This window comes from Azorhizobium oxalatiphilum, assembly GCF_014635325.1.
In the GTDB taxonomy this organism is placed as follows: Bacteria; Pseudomonadota; Alphaproteobacteria; order Rhizobiales; family Xanthobacteraceae; genus Azorhizobium; species Azorhizobium oxalatiphilum.
In genome coordinates this window covers 136618-152825 of sequence record NZ_BMCT01000005.1, presented here as the reverse complement: position 1 = coordinate 152825, position 16208 = coordinate 136618, and the positions used below count along the sequence as shown (strand labels likewise).

The 16208-nt window shown below is 66.5% G+C and carries 17 protein-coding genes; 1 reads left to right on the top strand and 16 read right to left on the bottom strand.

Annotated elements, in window-relative coordinates:
* Positions 1-71: 71 nt before the first annotated feature.
* From IEW24_RS17390 to urtA, 16 genes are all read right to left on the bottom strand, one after another.
* The gene (locus IEW24_RS17390; RefSeq protein ID WP_188580934.1) at positions 72-533 is read right to left on the bottom strand and encodes an RICIN domain-containing protein; all 462 of its coding nucleotides are present in this window, start codon (positions 531-533) and stop codon (positions 72-74) included.
* A 425-nt stretch (positions 534-958) separates the two neighbouring features.
* Complete coding sequence (locus IEW24_RS17385) at positions 959-1597, bottom strand: DUF938 domain-containing protein (RefSeq protein WP_188580932.1); 639 nt, start codon at positions 1595-1597, stop codon at positions 959-961.
* Between the two features lie 250 nt (positions 1598-1847).
* Positions 1848-2474 (bottom strand): urease accessory protein UreG, encoded by a 627-nt coding sequence (gene ureG, locus IEW24_RS17380; RefSeq protein ID WP_188580931.1) that lies wholly within the window; start codon positions 2472-2474, stop codon positions 1848-1850.
* Positions 2471-3199 (bottom strand): urease accessory protein UreF, encoded by a 729-nt coding sequence (locus IEW24_RS17375; RefSeq protein WP_188580929.1) that lies wholly within the window; start codon positions 3197-3199, stop codon positions 2471-2473. The genes ureG and IEW24_RS17375 overlap by 4 nt, the downstream gene beginning before the upstream one ends.
* A gap of 61 nt (positions 3200-3260) precedes the next feature.
* Positions 3261-3830: an urease accessory protein UreE gene (locus IEW24_RS17370; RefSeq protein ID WP_188580927.1), complete on the bottom strand. Its 570-nt coding sequence runs from the start codon at positions 3828-3830 to the stop codon at positions 3261-3263.
* Between the two features lie 57 nt (positions 3831-3887).
* Positions 3888-5600, bottom strand: a complete 1713-nt coding sequence (gene ureC / locus IEW24_RS17365) for an urease subunit alpha (protein WP_188580925.1) — start codon at positions 5598-5600, stop codon at positions 3888-3890.
* A gap of 9 nt (positions 5601-5609) precedes the next feature.
* Positions 5610-5969, bottom strand: a complete 360-nt coding sequence (locus IEW24_RS17360) for a GFA family protein (protein ID WP_188581466.1) — start codon at positions 5967-5969, stop codon at positions 5610-5612.
* A 51-nt stretch (positions 5970-6020) separates the two neighbouring features.
* Complete coding sequence (locus IEW24_RS17355) at positions 6021-6431, bottom strand: type II toxin-antitoxin system VapC family toxin (protein ID WP_188580923.1); 411 nt, start codon at positions 6429-6431, stop codon at positions 6021-6023.
* Entirely contained in the window at positions 6428-6712 is a 285-nt protein-coding gene (locus IEW24_RS17350) for an AbrB/MazE/SpoVT family DNA-binding domain-containing protein (protein ID WP_188580922.1), read from the bottom strand. The genes IEW24_RS17355 and IEW24_RS17350 overlap by 4 nt, the downstream gene beginning before the upstream one ends.
* Positions 6713-6776: 64 nt before the next feature.
* The gene (locus IEW24_RS17345; RefSeq protein ID WP_188580920.1) at positions 6777-7397 is read right to left on the bottom strand and encodes an urease subunit gamma; all 621 of its coding nucleotides are present in this window, start codon (positions 7395-7397) and stop codon (positions 6777-6779) included.
* A 10-nt stretch (positions 7398-7407) separates the two neighbouring features.
* Positions 7408-8232 carry an urease accessory protein UreD gene (locus IEW24_RS17340; RefSeq protein WP_188580918.1) on the bottom strand — a complete coding sequence of 275 codons (825 nt, stop codon included), beginning with the start codon at positions 8230-8232 and terminating at the stop codon, positions 7408-7410.
* 34 nt (positions 8233-8266) lie between these two features.
* Positions 8267-8962: an urea ABC transporter ATP-binding subunit UrtE gene (gene urtE / locus IEW24_RS17335; protein WP_188580916.1), complete on the bottom strand. Its 696-nt coding sequence runs from the start codon at positions 8960-8962 to the stop codon at positions 8267-8269.
* A gap of 40 nt (positions 8963-9002) precedes the next feature.
* Positions 9003-9752, bottom strand: coding sequence for an urea ABC transporter ATP-binding protein UrtD (gene urtD / locus IEW24_RS17330; protein WP_188580914.1), 750 nt, complete (start codon positions 9750-9752; stop codon positions 9003-9005).
* 5 nt (positions 9753-9757) lie between these two features.
* Entirely contained in the window at positions 9758-10897 is a 1140-nt protein-coding gene (urtC, locus tag IEW24_RS17325; protein WP_188580912.1) for an urea ABC transporter permease subunit UrtC, read from the bottom strand.
* Positions 10894-12534: an urea ABC transporter permease subunit UrtB gene (gene urtB, locus IEW24_RS17320; protein ID WP_244644504.1), complete on the bottom strand. Its 1641-nt coding sequence runs from the start codon at positions 12532-12534 to the stop codon at positions 10894-10896. The genes urtC and urtB overlap by 4 nt, the downstream gene beginning before the upstream one ends.
* Before the next feature lie 730 nt (positions 12535-13264).
* A complete protein-coding gene (urtA, locus tag IEW24_RS17315) occupies positions 13265-14563 on the bottom strand; it encodes an urea ABC transporter substrate-binding protein (protein ID WP_188580910.1) in 1299 nt (432 codons plus the stop codon).
* 429 nt (positions 14564-14992) lie between these two features.
* On the opposite strand from urtA, the gene IEW24_RS17310 reads away from it, so the two are divergent.
* The gene (locus IEW24_RS17310) at positions 14993-16135 is read left to right on the top strand and encodes a glycosyltransferase family 2 protein (RefSeq protein ID WP_188580908.1); all 1143 of its coding nucleotides are present in this window, start codon (positions 14993-14995) and stop codon (positions 16133-16135) included.
* The last annotated feature ends 73 nt before the right edge of the window (positions 16136-16208 follow it).

The following is a 16208-nucleotide window of genomic DNA, read 5'->3' as shown; positions in this document are numbered from 1 at the left end:
CGCACGCACCCGCCCCACCTGCCTGCGCGTGCAGATGGGCCGGGGCATGCGGCCGGGCCGGACGGTGTCCGTCAGGCCGGCGCGAGTTCCTTGGCCACCGCCGCCACGGAGGCGGCGTCCTGCACTTCGAGATTCCACTGCTGAGCCGGCGATCCATTGACGGGATACAGCCAGATCGTATTGCCGGCCGTGGTTCCACGCCCCTCATTGTCGATGACGTAGCCGGGGAAGCCGATGCTGTTGATGACCGTGGTGCCGATGAGGAAATTCCACTGCTGGTTGGCGCTGCCGGGAGCCAGGAGCTGCAACGTGATGGGCGACTGGTTCTGACCGGACGTCGACAGCGCGAGAATGTTCGGCGACACCGAGGCGGCCAGCGTGATCAGGCCGTTGAGGCGGTTCACATTCCACAGCAGCTGGGACAGCGGGGTCTTGACCACCGGCTGCAGCGTGACCGGCGCATTGGTCTGCGGGTTGGTGGCCGCCAGCGCGTAGGCCGGGTTCGCAGCATAGGTAATGATGACCTGTGGCATGTTTCTCTCCATATCAAACTATGATTAGCATGCTAAAATAGCCGCACGCCCAAACAATAATTTAGAGACTCACATATAGAGTCAATCGAATACTTTTATTCACATTTCGAGACTATAAAATAGGACAGCATAACTTACATCACTCAACCTTAAAATGCGCAACGGATGCAATATTGCCAGCGATTTTCCGGCGCAAACACATGCGATTCAAGGCGAACACAAACAAAGCGCGCCCACGCGCGCGCGCCATCGGCCGTACAGGTTGCGTGTATATGCTGGGCAGCCATTTTCTTTGGCCGGACAGGCCCGCGCATGGCAGGGCATCCGCGGGTGCTGATCATGCACTCATGGATGATCCCGGACGGCCGGGCACGCGCAGGCGCATGCGGAAAGCGCGGCAGCCCCGCGCCGCGTCCCTCTCAGGCTCAGCCGCGCCGGAACACCACCGACAGATTATTGGCCGGCATCTCCAGCACCCGGTCCAGCGCGAGCCCATGGGTCGCCGCGCAGGCGGAAACGTCCTCCAGCCGGCGCACGCCCCAGTCCGGGTTGCGGCGCTTAAGATCGGCATCGAAATCGAGATTGCCCTGCGAGGTTTCCACCCCATCGCGCAGATAGGGGCCATAGAGCACCAGAACGCCGCCCATGGGCAGCAGAGCCCCTGCCCCGCGCATCAGCGCCTCGGTCGCCGCCCACGGGCTGATGTGGATCATGTTGATGCACACCATCGCGTCCGCCTGCGTCTGCGGCCATGGCCAGTCCATCACATCCAGCGCCAGCGGCGGACGGATGTTGGGCAGATGCTCAGCGGCGGTCCAGGCGGCAATCGAGGTTCGTGCCTCCTTCACCGGATCGGAGGGCTGCCAGATCAGGCCCGGCAGGGCGCGGGCGAAATGCACCGCGTGCTCGCCCGAGCCCGAGGCAATCTCCAGCACGAGGCCGGAGGCGGGCAGCACGGCGCGCAGCACGTCGAGAATGGGATCGCGATTGCGCGCGGCCGCCGGCAGCACGAGGCGGCCGTCGTCATCGGCGGGGCCGGTGGGCAGTGCGGAACGATCGGCCATCAATGCCCCTCCGGAGGAGATGGAAATAAGGTCAAGACGGGAGGGGCGGAAGGGTTTGTGAAAGCCTCCCCTCACCATTCGTCATGGCCGGACTTGATCCGGCCATCCACGTGGTTGTTCCGGGCGTGCGGCGGGAACTGATGCGCGATCGCCCTTTTCCTTCCATCCGTCCACTGTCGGCCCGACGTGGATGCCCGGGTCAAGCCCGGGCATGACGAACACTGGTTATCGAGCCTTTCGCGTATCGCGTTCAGGCGGCGGCCGTCAGGCCGCCCGCCTTCTCGATGAAGTCGGCCACCTCTTCCACGCCCTTGCCATGGCGGATGGCAGCGAACACGTACGGCCGCGTGCCGCGCATGCGCTTCGTGTCCGCCTCCATGATGGAGAGGTCGGCGCCCACCATGGGGGCGAGATCGGTCTTGTTGACCACCAGGAAATCGGAGCGCGTGATGCCCGGCCCGCCCTTGCGCGGGATCTTCTCGCCGCCGGCCACGTCGATCACATAGATGGTGATGTCGGCCAGCTCCGGCGAGAAGGTGGCGGCCAGATTGTCGCCGCCGCTCTCGATGAGCGCGATCTCAAGGCCGGGGAACTTCGCCTGCATGTCCGCCACCGCGCGCAGGTTGATGGAGGCGTCCTCGCGGATGGCGGTGTGCGGGCAACCGCCCGTCTCCACGCCGAGGATGCGCTCCGGCTCCAGCGCGCCGGCAACCGTGAGAAGGCGCGCGTCCTCCTTGGTGTAGATGTCGTTGGTGATGGCGCAGATGTTGTAGCGCTGGCGGAAGACCTTGCAGAGCTGCTCCATCAGCGCCGTCTTGCCAGAGCCCACCGGCCCGCCGATGCCCACCCGAAGGGGTCCGTTGCCCAATCCGCTCATGATCGAAACAGCCTCGTATACTGGGTTTCGTGCCGCATGCTGCCGAGGTCGGCACGGAAGGTCGCCGTGCCGAGATCATCCAGCGTGAGGGAAGGAATGTCCAACGCCAGCGCCTTCACAGGTGCGAGCAGGGCCGCCACCACGCGGGTGCCCGCCGTCTGGCCGATGGGCGCGAGGCGCAGCGCTGCGGAGACCAAGGTCTGCGCCACGCAGAACAGGAAGGCCTCCAGCACATCCTCGCGCTTGATGCCATGCAGGGCCGCCGCGAAGCCGATAGCCACGGGATAGGCCACGTCCGGCGGCAGCGCCCTGGAAGCATCGTCCAGTGTGGGATGCGGCCATGCGGCGCGCACCGCATCGAGGAAGGAGCGGCCCTGCTGGCAGCTCTCCAGCCGCAGCTCGGCGGTAGGGGCCAGCGCCACGGCGCGGGTGTTCACCTCGGCGAGCGCCTGAAGGTCGCCGGCAAGGCCCGCCGCATGGGCATGGCACAGCAGGATGCCATCGGCACGGCCGAAGCCGAGCACGAGGAGGTCGGCGAGCCATGATTGCAGGCTCGCCTCGTCGATGATGTCGCCGGTTTCCGCCGCCCATTCCAGCGCGTGGGAATAGGCATAGGCGCCCACCGGAAAGCCGGGGGACAGCCATGCGAACAGCGCGAGCGCGCTGGTGGGAGACGCGCCGGTGGGGGCCGGCGCAGGCGCGGTTTCCGGAATCGATGCAGGCATCGGGGCGGTCGTGCCCGCCGGATATCCCCGTTGCGGGGCGGGCGTGCCCGCCCCGTCTTCATCAGCCATGGTGATGCTTGTGGTCCCCACCGCAGCCGCAATCATGGCCATGCTCATGCTTGTGGCCATGGTCGTGATGATCGTGACCGTGGTCGTGGTCATGCCCGTGGTCATGCCCGCCGTGACCATGGGCCTGCGAGGCCTCATAGGCGCCACGCTCGGGCTTGAAGGGGCGCACCACCTGCTTGGTGGCGGCGCCGATGCCGCGCAGCATGGCCTCGATCACCGCATCCTCGGCGATATAGATGGCTTCCTGCGTGATTTCGGCAGGCACGTGCCGGTTGCCCAGATGCCACGCCGCGCGCATCAGGCGCAGCGGGTTGAAGGTGGTCACTTCCACCAGCTTCTCGGGGGCGGCCTTCACCTGCACGAGGCGGCCGTCGTCCAGCTCCAGCGCATCGCCATCGTCCAGCACCACGGCGCGGTCGAGGTCCAGCAGGAATTCGAGGCCACTGTCCGTCTTCAGGGTCACGCGGCGGCGATGGCGCGCATGATGGTCCAGGGTGATGGTATCGGCCACGAGATCGGCGCGGACTCCGAGGTGACGGATTACCTTGGTCGAACGGGTCATAACGAAAGCTCCGGGTGCCCGCACCTTCCCGCGCGGGCTCTGGGGTATCGCCTTGGATTAGAACAAAAAGTACCGCTGCGCCATGGGCAGCACATCGGCCGGCTCGCACACCAGCAATTCGCCGTCAGCCCTTACGTCATAAGTCTCCGGGTCGACTTCGATATGCGGGGTCGCACCATTATGGATCATGTCCTTTTTGCCGATGCCGGAACGGACGTTGTCCACCGCCACCAGCGTCTTGCCGGTCTGGAGCTTCGCCGCCAGCCCGTCCTCAACCGCCGCCTTCGAGACGAAGGTGAGGCTGGTGTGGGTGCGGGCGCGGCCATAGGCGCCGAACATGGGCCGGTAATGCACCGGCTGCGGGGTGGGGATGGAGGCGTTGGGATCGCCCATCTGCGCCACCGCGATGGCGCCGCCCTTCAGCACCAGATCCGGCTTCACGCCGAAGAAGGCCGGCGACCACAGCACGAGGTCCGCCAGCTTGCCCTCTTCCACCGAGCCGATGTGCTTCGACATGCCGTGGGCGATGGCCGGATTGATGGTGTACTTCGCGATGTAGCGGCGGGCGCGCATGTTGTCGTTGCCGTTCTCACCGGCAAGCGAGCCGCGCTGGCGCTTCATCTTGTCCGCCGTCTGCCAGGTGCGGATCACCACCTCGCCCACCCGGCCCATGGCCTGGCTGTCCGACGACATCATGGAGAGGGCGCCGATGTCGTGCAGGATATCCTCGGCGGCGATGGTCTCCTTGCGGATGCGGCTCTCGGCGAAAGCGAGGTCTTCCGGAATGGAGGGCGAGAGGTGGTGGCACACCATGAGCATGTCCAGATGCTCGTCGATGGTGTTGCGCGTATAGGGCCGCGTCGGATTGGTGGAGGACGGCAGCACGTTGGGCAGGCCCGCCACCTTGATGATATCCGGCGCATGGCCGCCACCGGCGCCCTCCGTGTGGAAGGCATGGATGGTGCGGCCCTTGAAGGCGGCGATGGTGTCTTCCACGAACCCGCTCTCGTTCAGCGTGTCGGTGTGGATCATCACCTGGATGTCGAACTCATCCGCCACCGAGAGGCAGCAGTCGATGGCGGCGGGGGTGGTGCCCCAGTCCTCGTGCAGCTTCAGCGCACAGGCGCCGGCCCGCACCATCTCCTCCAGCGCCTTGGGCTGGGAGGCATTGCCCTTGCCGGCGAAGGCCAGATTCATGGGGAAGGCGTCCGCCGCCTCGATCATGCGGGCGAGGTGCCACGGGCCGGGGGTGCAGGTGGTGGCGAACGTGCCGGTGGCCGGCCCGGTGCCGCCGCCCAGCATGGTGGTGACGCCGGAGGCGAGCGCCTCCTCGATCTGCTGCGGGCAGATGAAATGGATGTGGCTGTCGAAGCCGCCGGCGGTGAGGATCTTGCCCTCGCCCGCGATCACCTCGGTGCCGGGGCCGATGATGATGTCCACATTCGGCTGCACATCGGGATTGCCGGCCTTGCCGATCTTGGCGATGCGGCCATGCTTGAGGCCCACGTCCGCTTTCACGATGCCCCAGTGATCGAGGATCACCGCATTGGTGATCACCGTATCAACGGCGCCATCGGCATTGGCCACCTGGCTCTGGCCCATGCCGTCACGGATCACCTTGCCGCCGCCGAACTTCACCTCCTCGCCATAGGTGGTGAAATCCTGCTCCACCTCGATGACGAGCGAGGTGTCGGCGAGCCGCACCTTGTCGCCCGTGGTGGGGCCGAACATGTGGGCATAAGCGGAACGGGAAAGCCGGGCCTGTGTCATCGTTATTCCTTACGCGCTCGCGCCGTCATGTTCGTGCGGTGTCAGGGATTTGAGGTCCACGCCGTCGAGGCAGCGGACATTGACCGCGACCGTGGGCGTGCCATCCGGGGCGGTGGCCCGCGCCATGGGCTCGATGCCGCAGGTGGCGCAAAACAGATGGGTGATCTTGTGGGTGTTGAAGCGATACTCATTCAGCGCCGTCTCGCCGCCCTCGTTCAGCGAGAAGCTGCTCTCGGGGGTGAAGGCGAGGATGCTGCCGAGCTTGCGGCAGCGCGAGCAATTGCAGGTGACGGTGCGGTCCAGATCGAGATCCGCCTCGAACGCCACCGCGCCGCATTGGCAGCTTCCGGTGTAATGCTGGGTGGCCATGGTCATTCCCCTCCCGTTCGGCTTGTGCCGGTGTTTTGCATGGGCCGCCGCTCAGCTTTCGACACGCTGGAAAAGAGCGCGCGTGCTGGCCTTGGCATCGAACGTCCAGGTGGCCTCGCATCCGGCCCTCTGGTTCAGCGCGCCGATCATCGCGTCGGCAAAATCGAGCTTTTCAGCCTGCATGATCTCCAGACCGTCAATGACGGCCTCTCGATCCGCCAGCACATAGCCGGGGCTCTCCAGCAGCCCCTCCAGCGTCGCCATCAGTTCGGCGCGGCTCGCCTTGTAGCGGCGGCTCAGCGTCCACATCACCTCCAGCAGGACGGCCATATTGACATATCCGGGGGCTTCCGGCGTCAAGCCTTCCAGCACGCGCGCAGCAGCCGGGGACTGACGGGCATCGTCCTTCAGCAGGGCGCGCAGCAGGATGTTGGTATCGAGCCCCATCATGCCGACGCTCATGCGGTACGCCCCTTGCCCCGCCGCGTCCGCGCGTCGCGAGCGGACACCTCCTCCACAATGGCTTCGGCATCGGTGGCGTAACGCGGATCAGCGCGCAGGTGAGACAGGGTGCCCACGATGGATGCCGCGCTGCGGGCCCGGATGCGCATCTTCAGCGTGCCGTCATAGCCTTCGAAGAACTCCACGAGATCCCCCGCCTGAATGGCGAACTTGTCCCGCAGGGCCACCGGCAGCGTGACCTGCCCTTTGCTTGTGACCGTGGATGCACCCATATGCGCCATGATCGCCTCTCCTTACTCGCCTCTCCTTACTTTTGAGAGATCATACCACAAAACGAAAATCGCCTTACAGCTTCCCCATCACATCACCGCGGAAGCCATAGACCTCGCGCTTGCCGCCGAGCGGCACGAGGGTGACTTCGCGCGTCGCGCCGGGCTCGAAGCGCACGGCCGTGCCGGGCGTGATGTCGAGGCGCATGCCGCGCGCCTTCTCCCGGTCGAAGGCGAGGCCGGCGTTGGTCTCGTAGAAATGATAGTGGCTGCCCACCTGAATGGGTCGGTCGCCGGTGTTGGCCACCGTCACCGTCACCCGCTCGGCGCCTTCGTTGAAGACGATGTCGCCCTCGGGCGTGATGAACTCGCCCGGCACGTCGTCCGAGGCCTTGCCCCGGATGGGGTGGTGCACGGTGACGAGCTTGGTGCCATCCGGGAAGGTGGCTTCCACCTGGATGTCGTGGATCATCTCGGCGATGCCGTCCATCACCTGATCGGCGGTGAGCACCTTGGCGCCCGCCTCCATCAGTTCGGCGACGGTGCGGCCGTCGCGCGCGCCTTCCACCACCGCATCGGTGATGAGGGCGATGGCTTCCGGATGGTTCAGCTTCACGCCGCGCGCGAGGCGCTTGCGGGCCACCTCGGCGGCCATGGCGATCAAGAGCTTGTCCTTCTCCCGCGGCGTCAGCAGCACGGCAGTCTCCTCATAAGGCCCAGACGCGGGGCATTTCGACCCCGCGAAAGGCGGTCAGGAATGCCACGGCATCGCGCCGCAGCGTGTCGATATCTGGCGCCAGCCAGCGGGCGGCCAGAAGGCCGTTCCATGCGCTGGCGCCGCATTCGCTGCGCGCACCTTCCATGAGCGCGCGCGCTTCGTCCAGCCTCGCTTCGGCATCCGGGGCCACATAAAGCAAGGTGGCCAACGCCCGGTTGCCATTCGCAACCGAAGGGCGGCGCAGCAGCTCCCCAATGGGGCCGGTGAGCCGCAGCGCATCGGCATAGACGAGGCCGCCGCCGCGCTTCACCTGCCAGTGATCCTCCAGATGGCCGGAGTTCATCACCTCGCCCCGCGCCACCCGACCCAGTGCCAGCGCCTCGAACGCGAGGAAATGGGCAGTGGGGTCCAGCTCCACGGTGAAACGGCGCTTGAGGCGGGCGCTGTCGAACAGGATGGTTTCCTGCGGCAACCAGTGCAGATGGGCGCCCTCTTGCGCCGTCAGATGCACGTCGATGCGGGCGGTATCGCCATCGGAGCGGTAGATCTTTTCCGCAGCCGGCGTGGCGAGCACCACCCGCGCATCCGCCGACGCATCGACGCCGATGGTGAAATGATCGCCGCAGGCCACGCCGCCGGCGGTATTGACGAACACGCCTTCCAGCATGGTGCCGCCGGTGCGCGGCATGCGCACGCGCATGGAGCCGGCTTCCGCCACATCCGCCACGCGGGTCTGGCCGGCGATGGCGGTGACGCCAAGACGCACGGTACCTATGGCCCGCTGCCGGCGCGGATCGCTGCCTGTTGTCGTCATCGTCTGCTGCTGGGGGACCGCCTCGCGACCTTGCTCAGATCGCCATGAGGCGGCGGACGTCGTCGCCATCGAGGCCGCTCCTGTCGCCGCGCGCCACCACCTCGCCGCGCTCCATCAGGATGAAGGAATCGGCGAGTTCCCGCGCGAATTCGAAATACTGCTCCACGAGCACGATGGCCATGTCGCCCTTGTCGCGCAAATAGGAAATGGCCCGGCCGATGTCCTTGATGATGGAGGGCTGGATGCCTTCCGTGGGCTCATCCAGCACGAGGAGGCCGGGGCGCGTCACCAGCGCGCGGCCGATGGCGAGTTGCTGCTGCTGTCCACCGGAAAGATCGCCGCCACGCCGCCCCAGCATGCTTTTCAGCACCGGGAACAGCTCGAACACCTCGTCCGGCACGTACTTGTCCTTGCCCGCGAGGCGCGCGTAGCCGGTCTCCAGATTCTCCTTCACGGTGAGCAGCGGAAACACCTCGCGCCCCTGCGGCACGAAGCCGATGCCGAGCGCCGCCCGGTCATAGGTGCGCATGCGGGTGATGTCCTGCCCGTTGTAGGAGATGCTGCCCCCGGCGATGGGCCTTTGCCCGACGATGGCGCGCAGCAGCGAGGTCTTGCCCACGCCGTTGCGGCCGAGCACGCACGTGACCTGCCCTTTCGTGGCTTCCAGCGAGACTTTGCGCAGCGTGTGGGCGGCGCCGTAATAGAGATCGAGGTTCTCGACCTTCAGCATGATGAGGCTCCGCTCATTGGGGAAAAGACGGCCGCCATCCTCACCGCCCCAGATAGACTTCGATGACGCGCTCGTTGGCGCTCACCTGATCGAGCGAGCCTTCCGCCAGAACCGAGCCCTCGTGCAGCACCGTCACCTTCACATCCAGATCGCGCACGAACTGCATGTCGTGCTCCACCACCACCACCGAGCGCGTTCGCGCGATGTCGCGCAGAAGATCCGCCGTGTCGGCCGTCTCCTGATCGGTCATGCCGGCGGCGGGCTCGTCCACGAGGAGCAGGCGCGGCTCCTGCGCCAGCAGCATGCCGATCTCCAGCCACTGCTTCTGGCCGTGCGAGAGTTCGGCCGCCTTGCGGTGGCGCTGGTCCTTCAGGCGGATGCGTTCCAGCAGTTCGCCGATGCGCGCCTTCTCGTGCGATGTCCGCCGCCAGGAGATGTTGGCAAACGCCCGCCGGTCGGATTTCACCGCGAGGAGCAGATTGTCCTCCACCGTGTGCATGTCGAACACGGTGGGGGTCTGGAACTTGCGGCCGATGCCGAGCTGGGCGATGTCGGCCTCGTCCATGGTGGTCAGGTCATGCACGCCGGCGAACAGCGCTTCGCCGGCGGTGGGCCGGGTCTTGCCGGTGATGACGTCCATCATGGTGGTCTTGCCGGCGCCGTTGGGGCCGATGATGGCGCGCATCTCGGCCTCCTCGATGGTCAGCGAGAGCTTGTTGAGCGCCCGGAAACCATCGAAAACCACGGAGATGTTGTCGAGATAGAGCAGCGACTGGGCGATGGGTTCCATGGTCCTCACTCCGCCGCTTTCGCCGGGGCTTCAGCCTCCGGCACTTGGTCCGGCTTCGGCTTGCGCAGGCGCTCCGACACATCGCCCCACAGACCGATGATGCCGCGCGGCAGGAACAGCGTCACCACCACGAACAGCGCGCCGAGCGCGAACAGCCACGCCTCCGGCAGCACGCCGGTGAACCAGGTCTTGCCCGCATTCACCACCAGCGCGCCGAGCGCCGCACCCACGAGCGTGCCGCGTCCGCCCACCGCCACCCAGATCACCGTCTCGATGGAATTGGCGGGCGCGAACTCGCCCGGATTGATGATGCCCACCTGCGGCACATAAAGCGCGCCCGCCACACCGGCCAGCATGGCCGAGAGCGTCCATGCGAGGAGCTTGTAGTTCGCCACCTTGTAGCCGAGGAAGCGGGTGCGGCTTTCCGCATCCCGCACCGCCACCAGCACCTTGCCGTATTTGGAGACCACCAGCCCCCGGCAGATGAGATAGCCACCCACCAGCGCGATGGCGGAGGCGAAGAACAGAGCCCCGCGCGTGGTGCCCGCCGTGATCGGGAAGCCTAGGATATCCTTGAAGTCGGTGAGGCCGTTGTTGCCGCCAAATCCCATGTCGTTGCGGAAGAAGGCGAGCATCAGCGCGAACGTCATGGCCTGCGTGATGATCGACAGATAAACACCCGTCACCCGCGAGCGGAAGGCGAACCAGCCGAACAGGAAGGCCAGCGCGCCGGGCACGAGGAGCACCATCAGCGCGGCGAAGGGGAAGTGATTGAAGCCGAGCCAGAACCAGGGCAGTTCCTTGTAGTTCAGGAACACCATGAAGTCCGGCAGCACGGGATTGCCATAGACGCCGCGCGCGCCGATCTGGCGCATCAGATACATGCCCATGGCATAGCCGCCGAGGGCGAAGAAGGCGCCGTGGCCGAGCGAGAGCACGCCGCAATAGCCCCACACCAGATCCACCGCCACCGCCAGCAGCGCGTAGCACAGATACTTGCCGAGCAGCGGAACAAGATAGTCCGAGACATAGAAGGGGCTGCTCGGCGATAGCAGCAGGTTGGAGGCCGGCACCAGCACGCCGGCCGCCAGCACGAGGACGATGAAGATCGTGCCGCGACGATCCAGAATACCGGAGCCGTTCATGCTTCCACCGCCCGGCCCTTGAGCGCGAACAGGCCGCGCGGACGCTTCTGGATGAAGAGGATGATGCACACGAGGAGCACGATCTTGCCCAGCACCGCGCCGGCAAACGGCTCCAGCAGCTTGTTGGCGATGCCGAGCGTGAATGCCCCCACCAGCGTGCCCCAGAGGTTCCCCACCCCGCCGAACACCACCACCATGAAGCTGTCGATGATGTAGCCCTGCCCGAGGTTGGGGCTGACGTTATCGATCTGCGACAGCGCCACGCCGGCAATGCCCGCGATGCCCGAACCGAGGCCGAAGGTGAGCGCGTCAATGCGCCCGGTGCGGATGCCCATGGCCGCCGCCATGCGGCGGTTCTGGGTGACAGCGCGGACATAAAGGCCCAGCGACGTGCGCTTCAGCACCACCAGCAGGGCCACGAACACGATCAGCGCGAAGACGATGATCCAGAGCCGGTTGTAGGTGATGGAGAGCTGGCCGACCTGAAAGGCACCCGACATCCACGAGGGCGCGCCGACTTCTTTGTTGGTGGGGCCGAAGATGGTGCGCACCGCCTGCTGGAGCATGAGCGAAAGGCCCCATGTGGCGAGCAGGGTCTCCAGCGCCCGGCCATAGAGGAAGCGGATGACGAGCCGTTCGATGAGGATGCCCACCAGCGCCGTGAACAGGAAGGCCAGCGGCAGCGCGATGGCCAGTGACCAGCCGAACAGTCCAGGGTAGGAGGTGCGGATCACGTCCTGCACCATGTAGGTGGTGTAGGCCCCCAGCATCACCATTTCGCCATGGGCCATGTTGATCACGCCCATGACGCCGAAGGTGATGGCAAGGCCGATGGCCGCCAGCAGCAGCACCGAGCCCAGCGAGAGGCCGTACCAGACATTCTGCGCCACGTTCCACATGGCGAGCGAGCGGTTGATGGCGGCCACACCCTGCTCCGCCGTGGTCTTCACCGCCGGGGTGGCGTCGGCCGGCAGGTTGGAGAGAAGCGCGAGGGCTTCCTGATCGCCGCGCGCGGTGACGAGCTTCACGGCCCCGAGCCGATCGGCCTCACTGATGCCGGGCGCGGTGATGAGGATGGCGGCGCGCGCCTGTTCCAGCGCCTCGCGCACGGAAGGGATTGTCTCCTTGGCGATGGCCGCCTGAAGGGTGGGGAGCGCCGCCGCATCGCGGGACTTGAAGACGGCGGCGGCGGCCTCGGCCCGCCTGGCCGGTTCGGGCGCCAGCAGCGAGAGCGCCCCGGAGGCGGCATCGATGGCGCGGCGGACGCGGTTGTTGAGGCGCACCGCCTTGAGGCCGGCGGGCGCGGGAGAGACAGTGGCGCCGGTGGCGGCGGCGCTGAGTGTGCCGTCAGCAGCGCGCACATAGACGGATTTGGTCGCGGCATCGATCAGCAGCCGCCCGTCCGCCAGCGCGGCGACGATGACGGCGGCCTGTGGGCTGGTGCTGGTGGAGAGCAGCGCCAGCGCGGCCTCGGTGTCGGAATAGCTGTCGGCGGCGATCTTTTCGAGCGCGGGCGCAAGGTCAGCGGAGGGGGGCTGCGCGGCTGGCGTCTGCGCGGAAGCGGGCGCGGCGCAGGCAAGGAGCACCACCGCTGCCAGCAGCAGCATGGCGGTTTGCAGACGGTGAACGAGGCTCATGCGGGATGTTTCCCCTCAGCGCGCGGGCGTGTTGCTCAGGCGCATGCGTTACGCGTTTTCCCTCACCCGTAGGGGGAGGATGGGAGGGCGCAGGCACTGTACGGCTGCCAGCTTCCGCCCTCTCCGTTCGTCATGGGCGGCCTGGTGTTTCGCGACCGTCATGCCCGGGCTTGTCCCGGGCATCCACGCCGTGCCGACAGCCGACGGAATGATGGAGACCGGCCCGCGCCGTTCGCGGCCACAGGGACGCACCTGGCCGCGGGGCGTGGATGGCCGGGACAAGCCCGGCCATGACGGGTTCGAGGGAGGCGAATGTCCCCCTGTTTCGCGGCATCCCGACCAAGAACCCCCTCCCCGCTCGCCTGACAGGTCCCCTCTCCCGCTTGCGGGGGAGGGATAGGCAGGGGGCAGGACCGGGCGGGATGCGGGAAGGAAAAGAGCCACAGCGGTCAAGTCAACCGAAGCCGCCCCACCGCGCTGCGCGCGGTCCCCCTCCCAACCCTCCCCCGCAAGCGGGAGAGGGCTTCGCCGCGCGCCCAGCGGAGAGGGCATTACCCCCTCCCCCCTCCTCAGCCCCCAAGCCGGATGTTTCCGGTTTCGGCACCTTGTCCCCGAAACCGGCATGAGCCGGTTTCGGGCGGGAGAGGGCATTTCGCACCCGGCGGCGCTGCCCGGCCAAATCCGGCCGAGACGCCCCGCCCTGATCAGACGCTCAGGCGTACGCAGACACTCACTTCGTCGCGCCGAGGCAGGCGTTCTTGGTGGTGTCGTAGTTGCCGCAATTGTACTTCACCCAATCGGCAACGAGGTTCTTGGAGCCTTCCAGGAACTTCGACCAGGCTTCGCCCGGCACCAGACCTTCGGTCTTCCACACCACGTTGAACTGGCCGTTGTCCTCGATCTCGCCGATGAAGACGGGCTTGGTGATGTGGTGGTTCGGCAGCATCTCAGAGACGCCGCCCGTGAGGTTGGCCTGCTTGGTGCCCGGCAGGGTGGCGATCACCTTGTCCGGATCCACCGTGCCGGCCTTCTCCACCGCCTTCACCCACATGTTGAAGCCGATATAGGTGGCCTCCATGGGATCGTTGGTCACGCGCTTCGGGTTCTTGGTGAACGCCTGCCACGCCTTGATGAAGGCCTCGTTCTCGGGGGTCTTGATCGACTCGAAGTAGTTCCACGCGGCCAGATGGCCGACGAGGGGCTTCGTATCGATGCCGGCCAGCTCTTCCTCGCCCACGGAGAAGGCGACGACCGGAATGTCGGTGGCCTTGATGCCCTGGTTGCCCAGTTCCTTGTAGAAGGGCACGTTGGCGTCACCGTTGATGGTGGAGACCACGGCGGTCTTCTTGCCGGCGGAGCCGAACTGCTTGATCTTGGCCACTTCCGTCTGCCAGTCGGCGAAGCCGAACGGCGTGTAGTTCTCCATGATGTCCTCTTCCTTCACGCCCTTGGCGATCAGGTAGGCACGCAGGATCTTGTTGGTGGTGCGCGGATAAACGTAGTCGGTGCCTTCCAGCACCCAGCGCTGCACCTTCTCTTCCTTGGCGAGGTAGTCCACCGCCGGGATCGCCTGCTGGTTCGGCGCGGCGCCGGTGTAGAAGACGTTCCGCTCGCTCTCCTCGCCCTCATACTGGACGGGGTAGAACAGGATCGAGTTCAGCTCCTTGAACACCGGGAGCACGGACTTGCGGCTCACCGAGGTCCAGCAGCCGAACACCACGGAGACCTTGTCCTTGGTGATCAGCTCGCGCGCCTTCTCGGCGAACAGCGGCCAGTTGGAGGCCGGATCGACGACGACGGCTTCCAGCTTCTTGCCGAGCACGCCGCCCTTCTTGTTCTGCTCCTCGATCATCATCAGCACGGCGTCCTTCAGCGTGGTCTCGCTGATCGCCATGGTGCCGGAGAGCGAATGCAGCACGCCCACCTTGATCGTCTCCTGCGCGGAAGCGGTGCTCACCGTCCCCGCCAGCGCGGCCGCCGCCGCCAGTACCCCCAGGCTTTTGGTCGCTTTTCCCAGCAAACCAAACATGCGCTCTCTCCCCTTCTGTATGGCTGGCGCGGTGCCAACCAGAGCGAGTAGAGCAAGCAGCGTGCCAGCCCCCGGCCGCCCGAAAATACGCACCCTCGCCCCATCCGGCGGCATGCACCTCTGCCAAAATCGCCATCATTCTGAACAATTGCCTGAATCATAGGCATGTTTTGGCGCAAGCCCCGCGCGACCAAGGGTGGTTAGGCAGAAAAGCATGCCTTCCGCGCGAGCAGCCGCCCGCGTGGGTGGCATTGCGGAGGGAATCGGGTGCCCAATCCCTGCGCCTTCTGGTTGCGCAGGCGGCCCGAAGGCTTGACAGAGGCCCGCGCCGATCCGATTTCGCTTAAAAGGATCAAGTCGGCATGACGAGATACGGCTAGGATGCAGCGAGGCGGAGGGCCGGGGCATGGTCCCCGGGACAGGCAGCAGATGACAGACGGCCCGTTGTCGTTTCGCGTGGTTGCGCCATCGCGCCGGGTGCTGACCGCACCGCGGGCGATCGTGGCCATCCCCGTGCGCAACGAGGAAGCCCGCCTGATGGACTGCCTCAACGCCCTGTGCGCCCAGCGCGACGCGCCGGACTTCGCCACCATCCTGCTGCTGCACGGCTGCACCGATCGCACCGAGCAGGTGGCCATCAAGGCCGGCGAGACGCTCCCCCTGCCCCTGCGCATCCTGTCCATCGAGCTGCCGCCCGAGCGCGACGGCGCCGCATGGGCACGCCGCCATGTGATGGATGCCGCCGCCTCCCTCTACGTGACCTCCGGCATGCCCAAGGGCATCATCCTGACCACCGAGGCCGACGCACGGCCCGCCCCCAACTGGGTGGCCGCCAATCTCGCCACCATCGGCATGGGCGCGGATGCCGTCGCCGGGCGCGTGGAGATGGACGATACGCAGTCCATCCCGCCCGCGCTCTGGACGCGCTACCAGCTCGCCCAGCGTTATGCCCGCCTCATCGCCGAGATCGACCATCGCATCGATACGGTCGCGGACAATCCCTGGCCGACCCATCGCGAGGCGTCCTGCGCCAGTCTGGCCGTGGTGGTGGATGCCTATGTGGCCGCCGGCGGTGTGCCCACGTTGCCGGCCGGCTCCGGCCGGGGGCTGGTCACATCCCTGCGCCGCGCGGGCAGCATCGTGCGGCAGGATCCCGACGTGCTGGTGAAGGCGTCCTGGCAGGGAACGGACGGCATCGGCGCCGGCTTCCGCGCCTGGAACGAGGGCAAGTCCCTCTATGGGGTGATGGATCTGGAGCCGGTGGGACAGGTGGTGCGCCGGGCCCGCCTGCGCCGTACGCTGCGCAAGGCCCATGCGGGCGGCCAGCTATGGAACGTCACCAACTGGACCGGGCCGCTGAAGCTGTCACCCGTGGATGCGTTCAAGCTGGCGGCCATGCCGGGCTTTCCGCAGATCTGGGCGACGCTGGAGGGCTTGAGCCCCCTTCTCATGCCGCGCCCTCTTGAACCGGGCCAGCTCAAGATGGAAACGGCGCGCGCGATGGCGCTTCTGATGGAGATGCGGCTGCGCGCCGGCTTCCGCCGCCTGTTCGGACGGCAGGGGCCGGCGTGAGCCAAGATGCCCTGCGAACGGGCGTCAGAGCACGTTGAACAAGTAAAGCAGGACGATTACCGAGAACGGCACA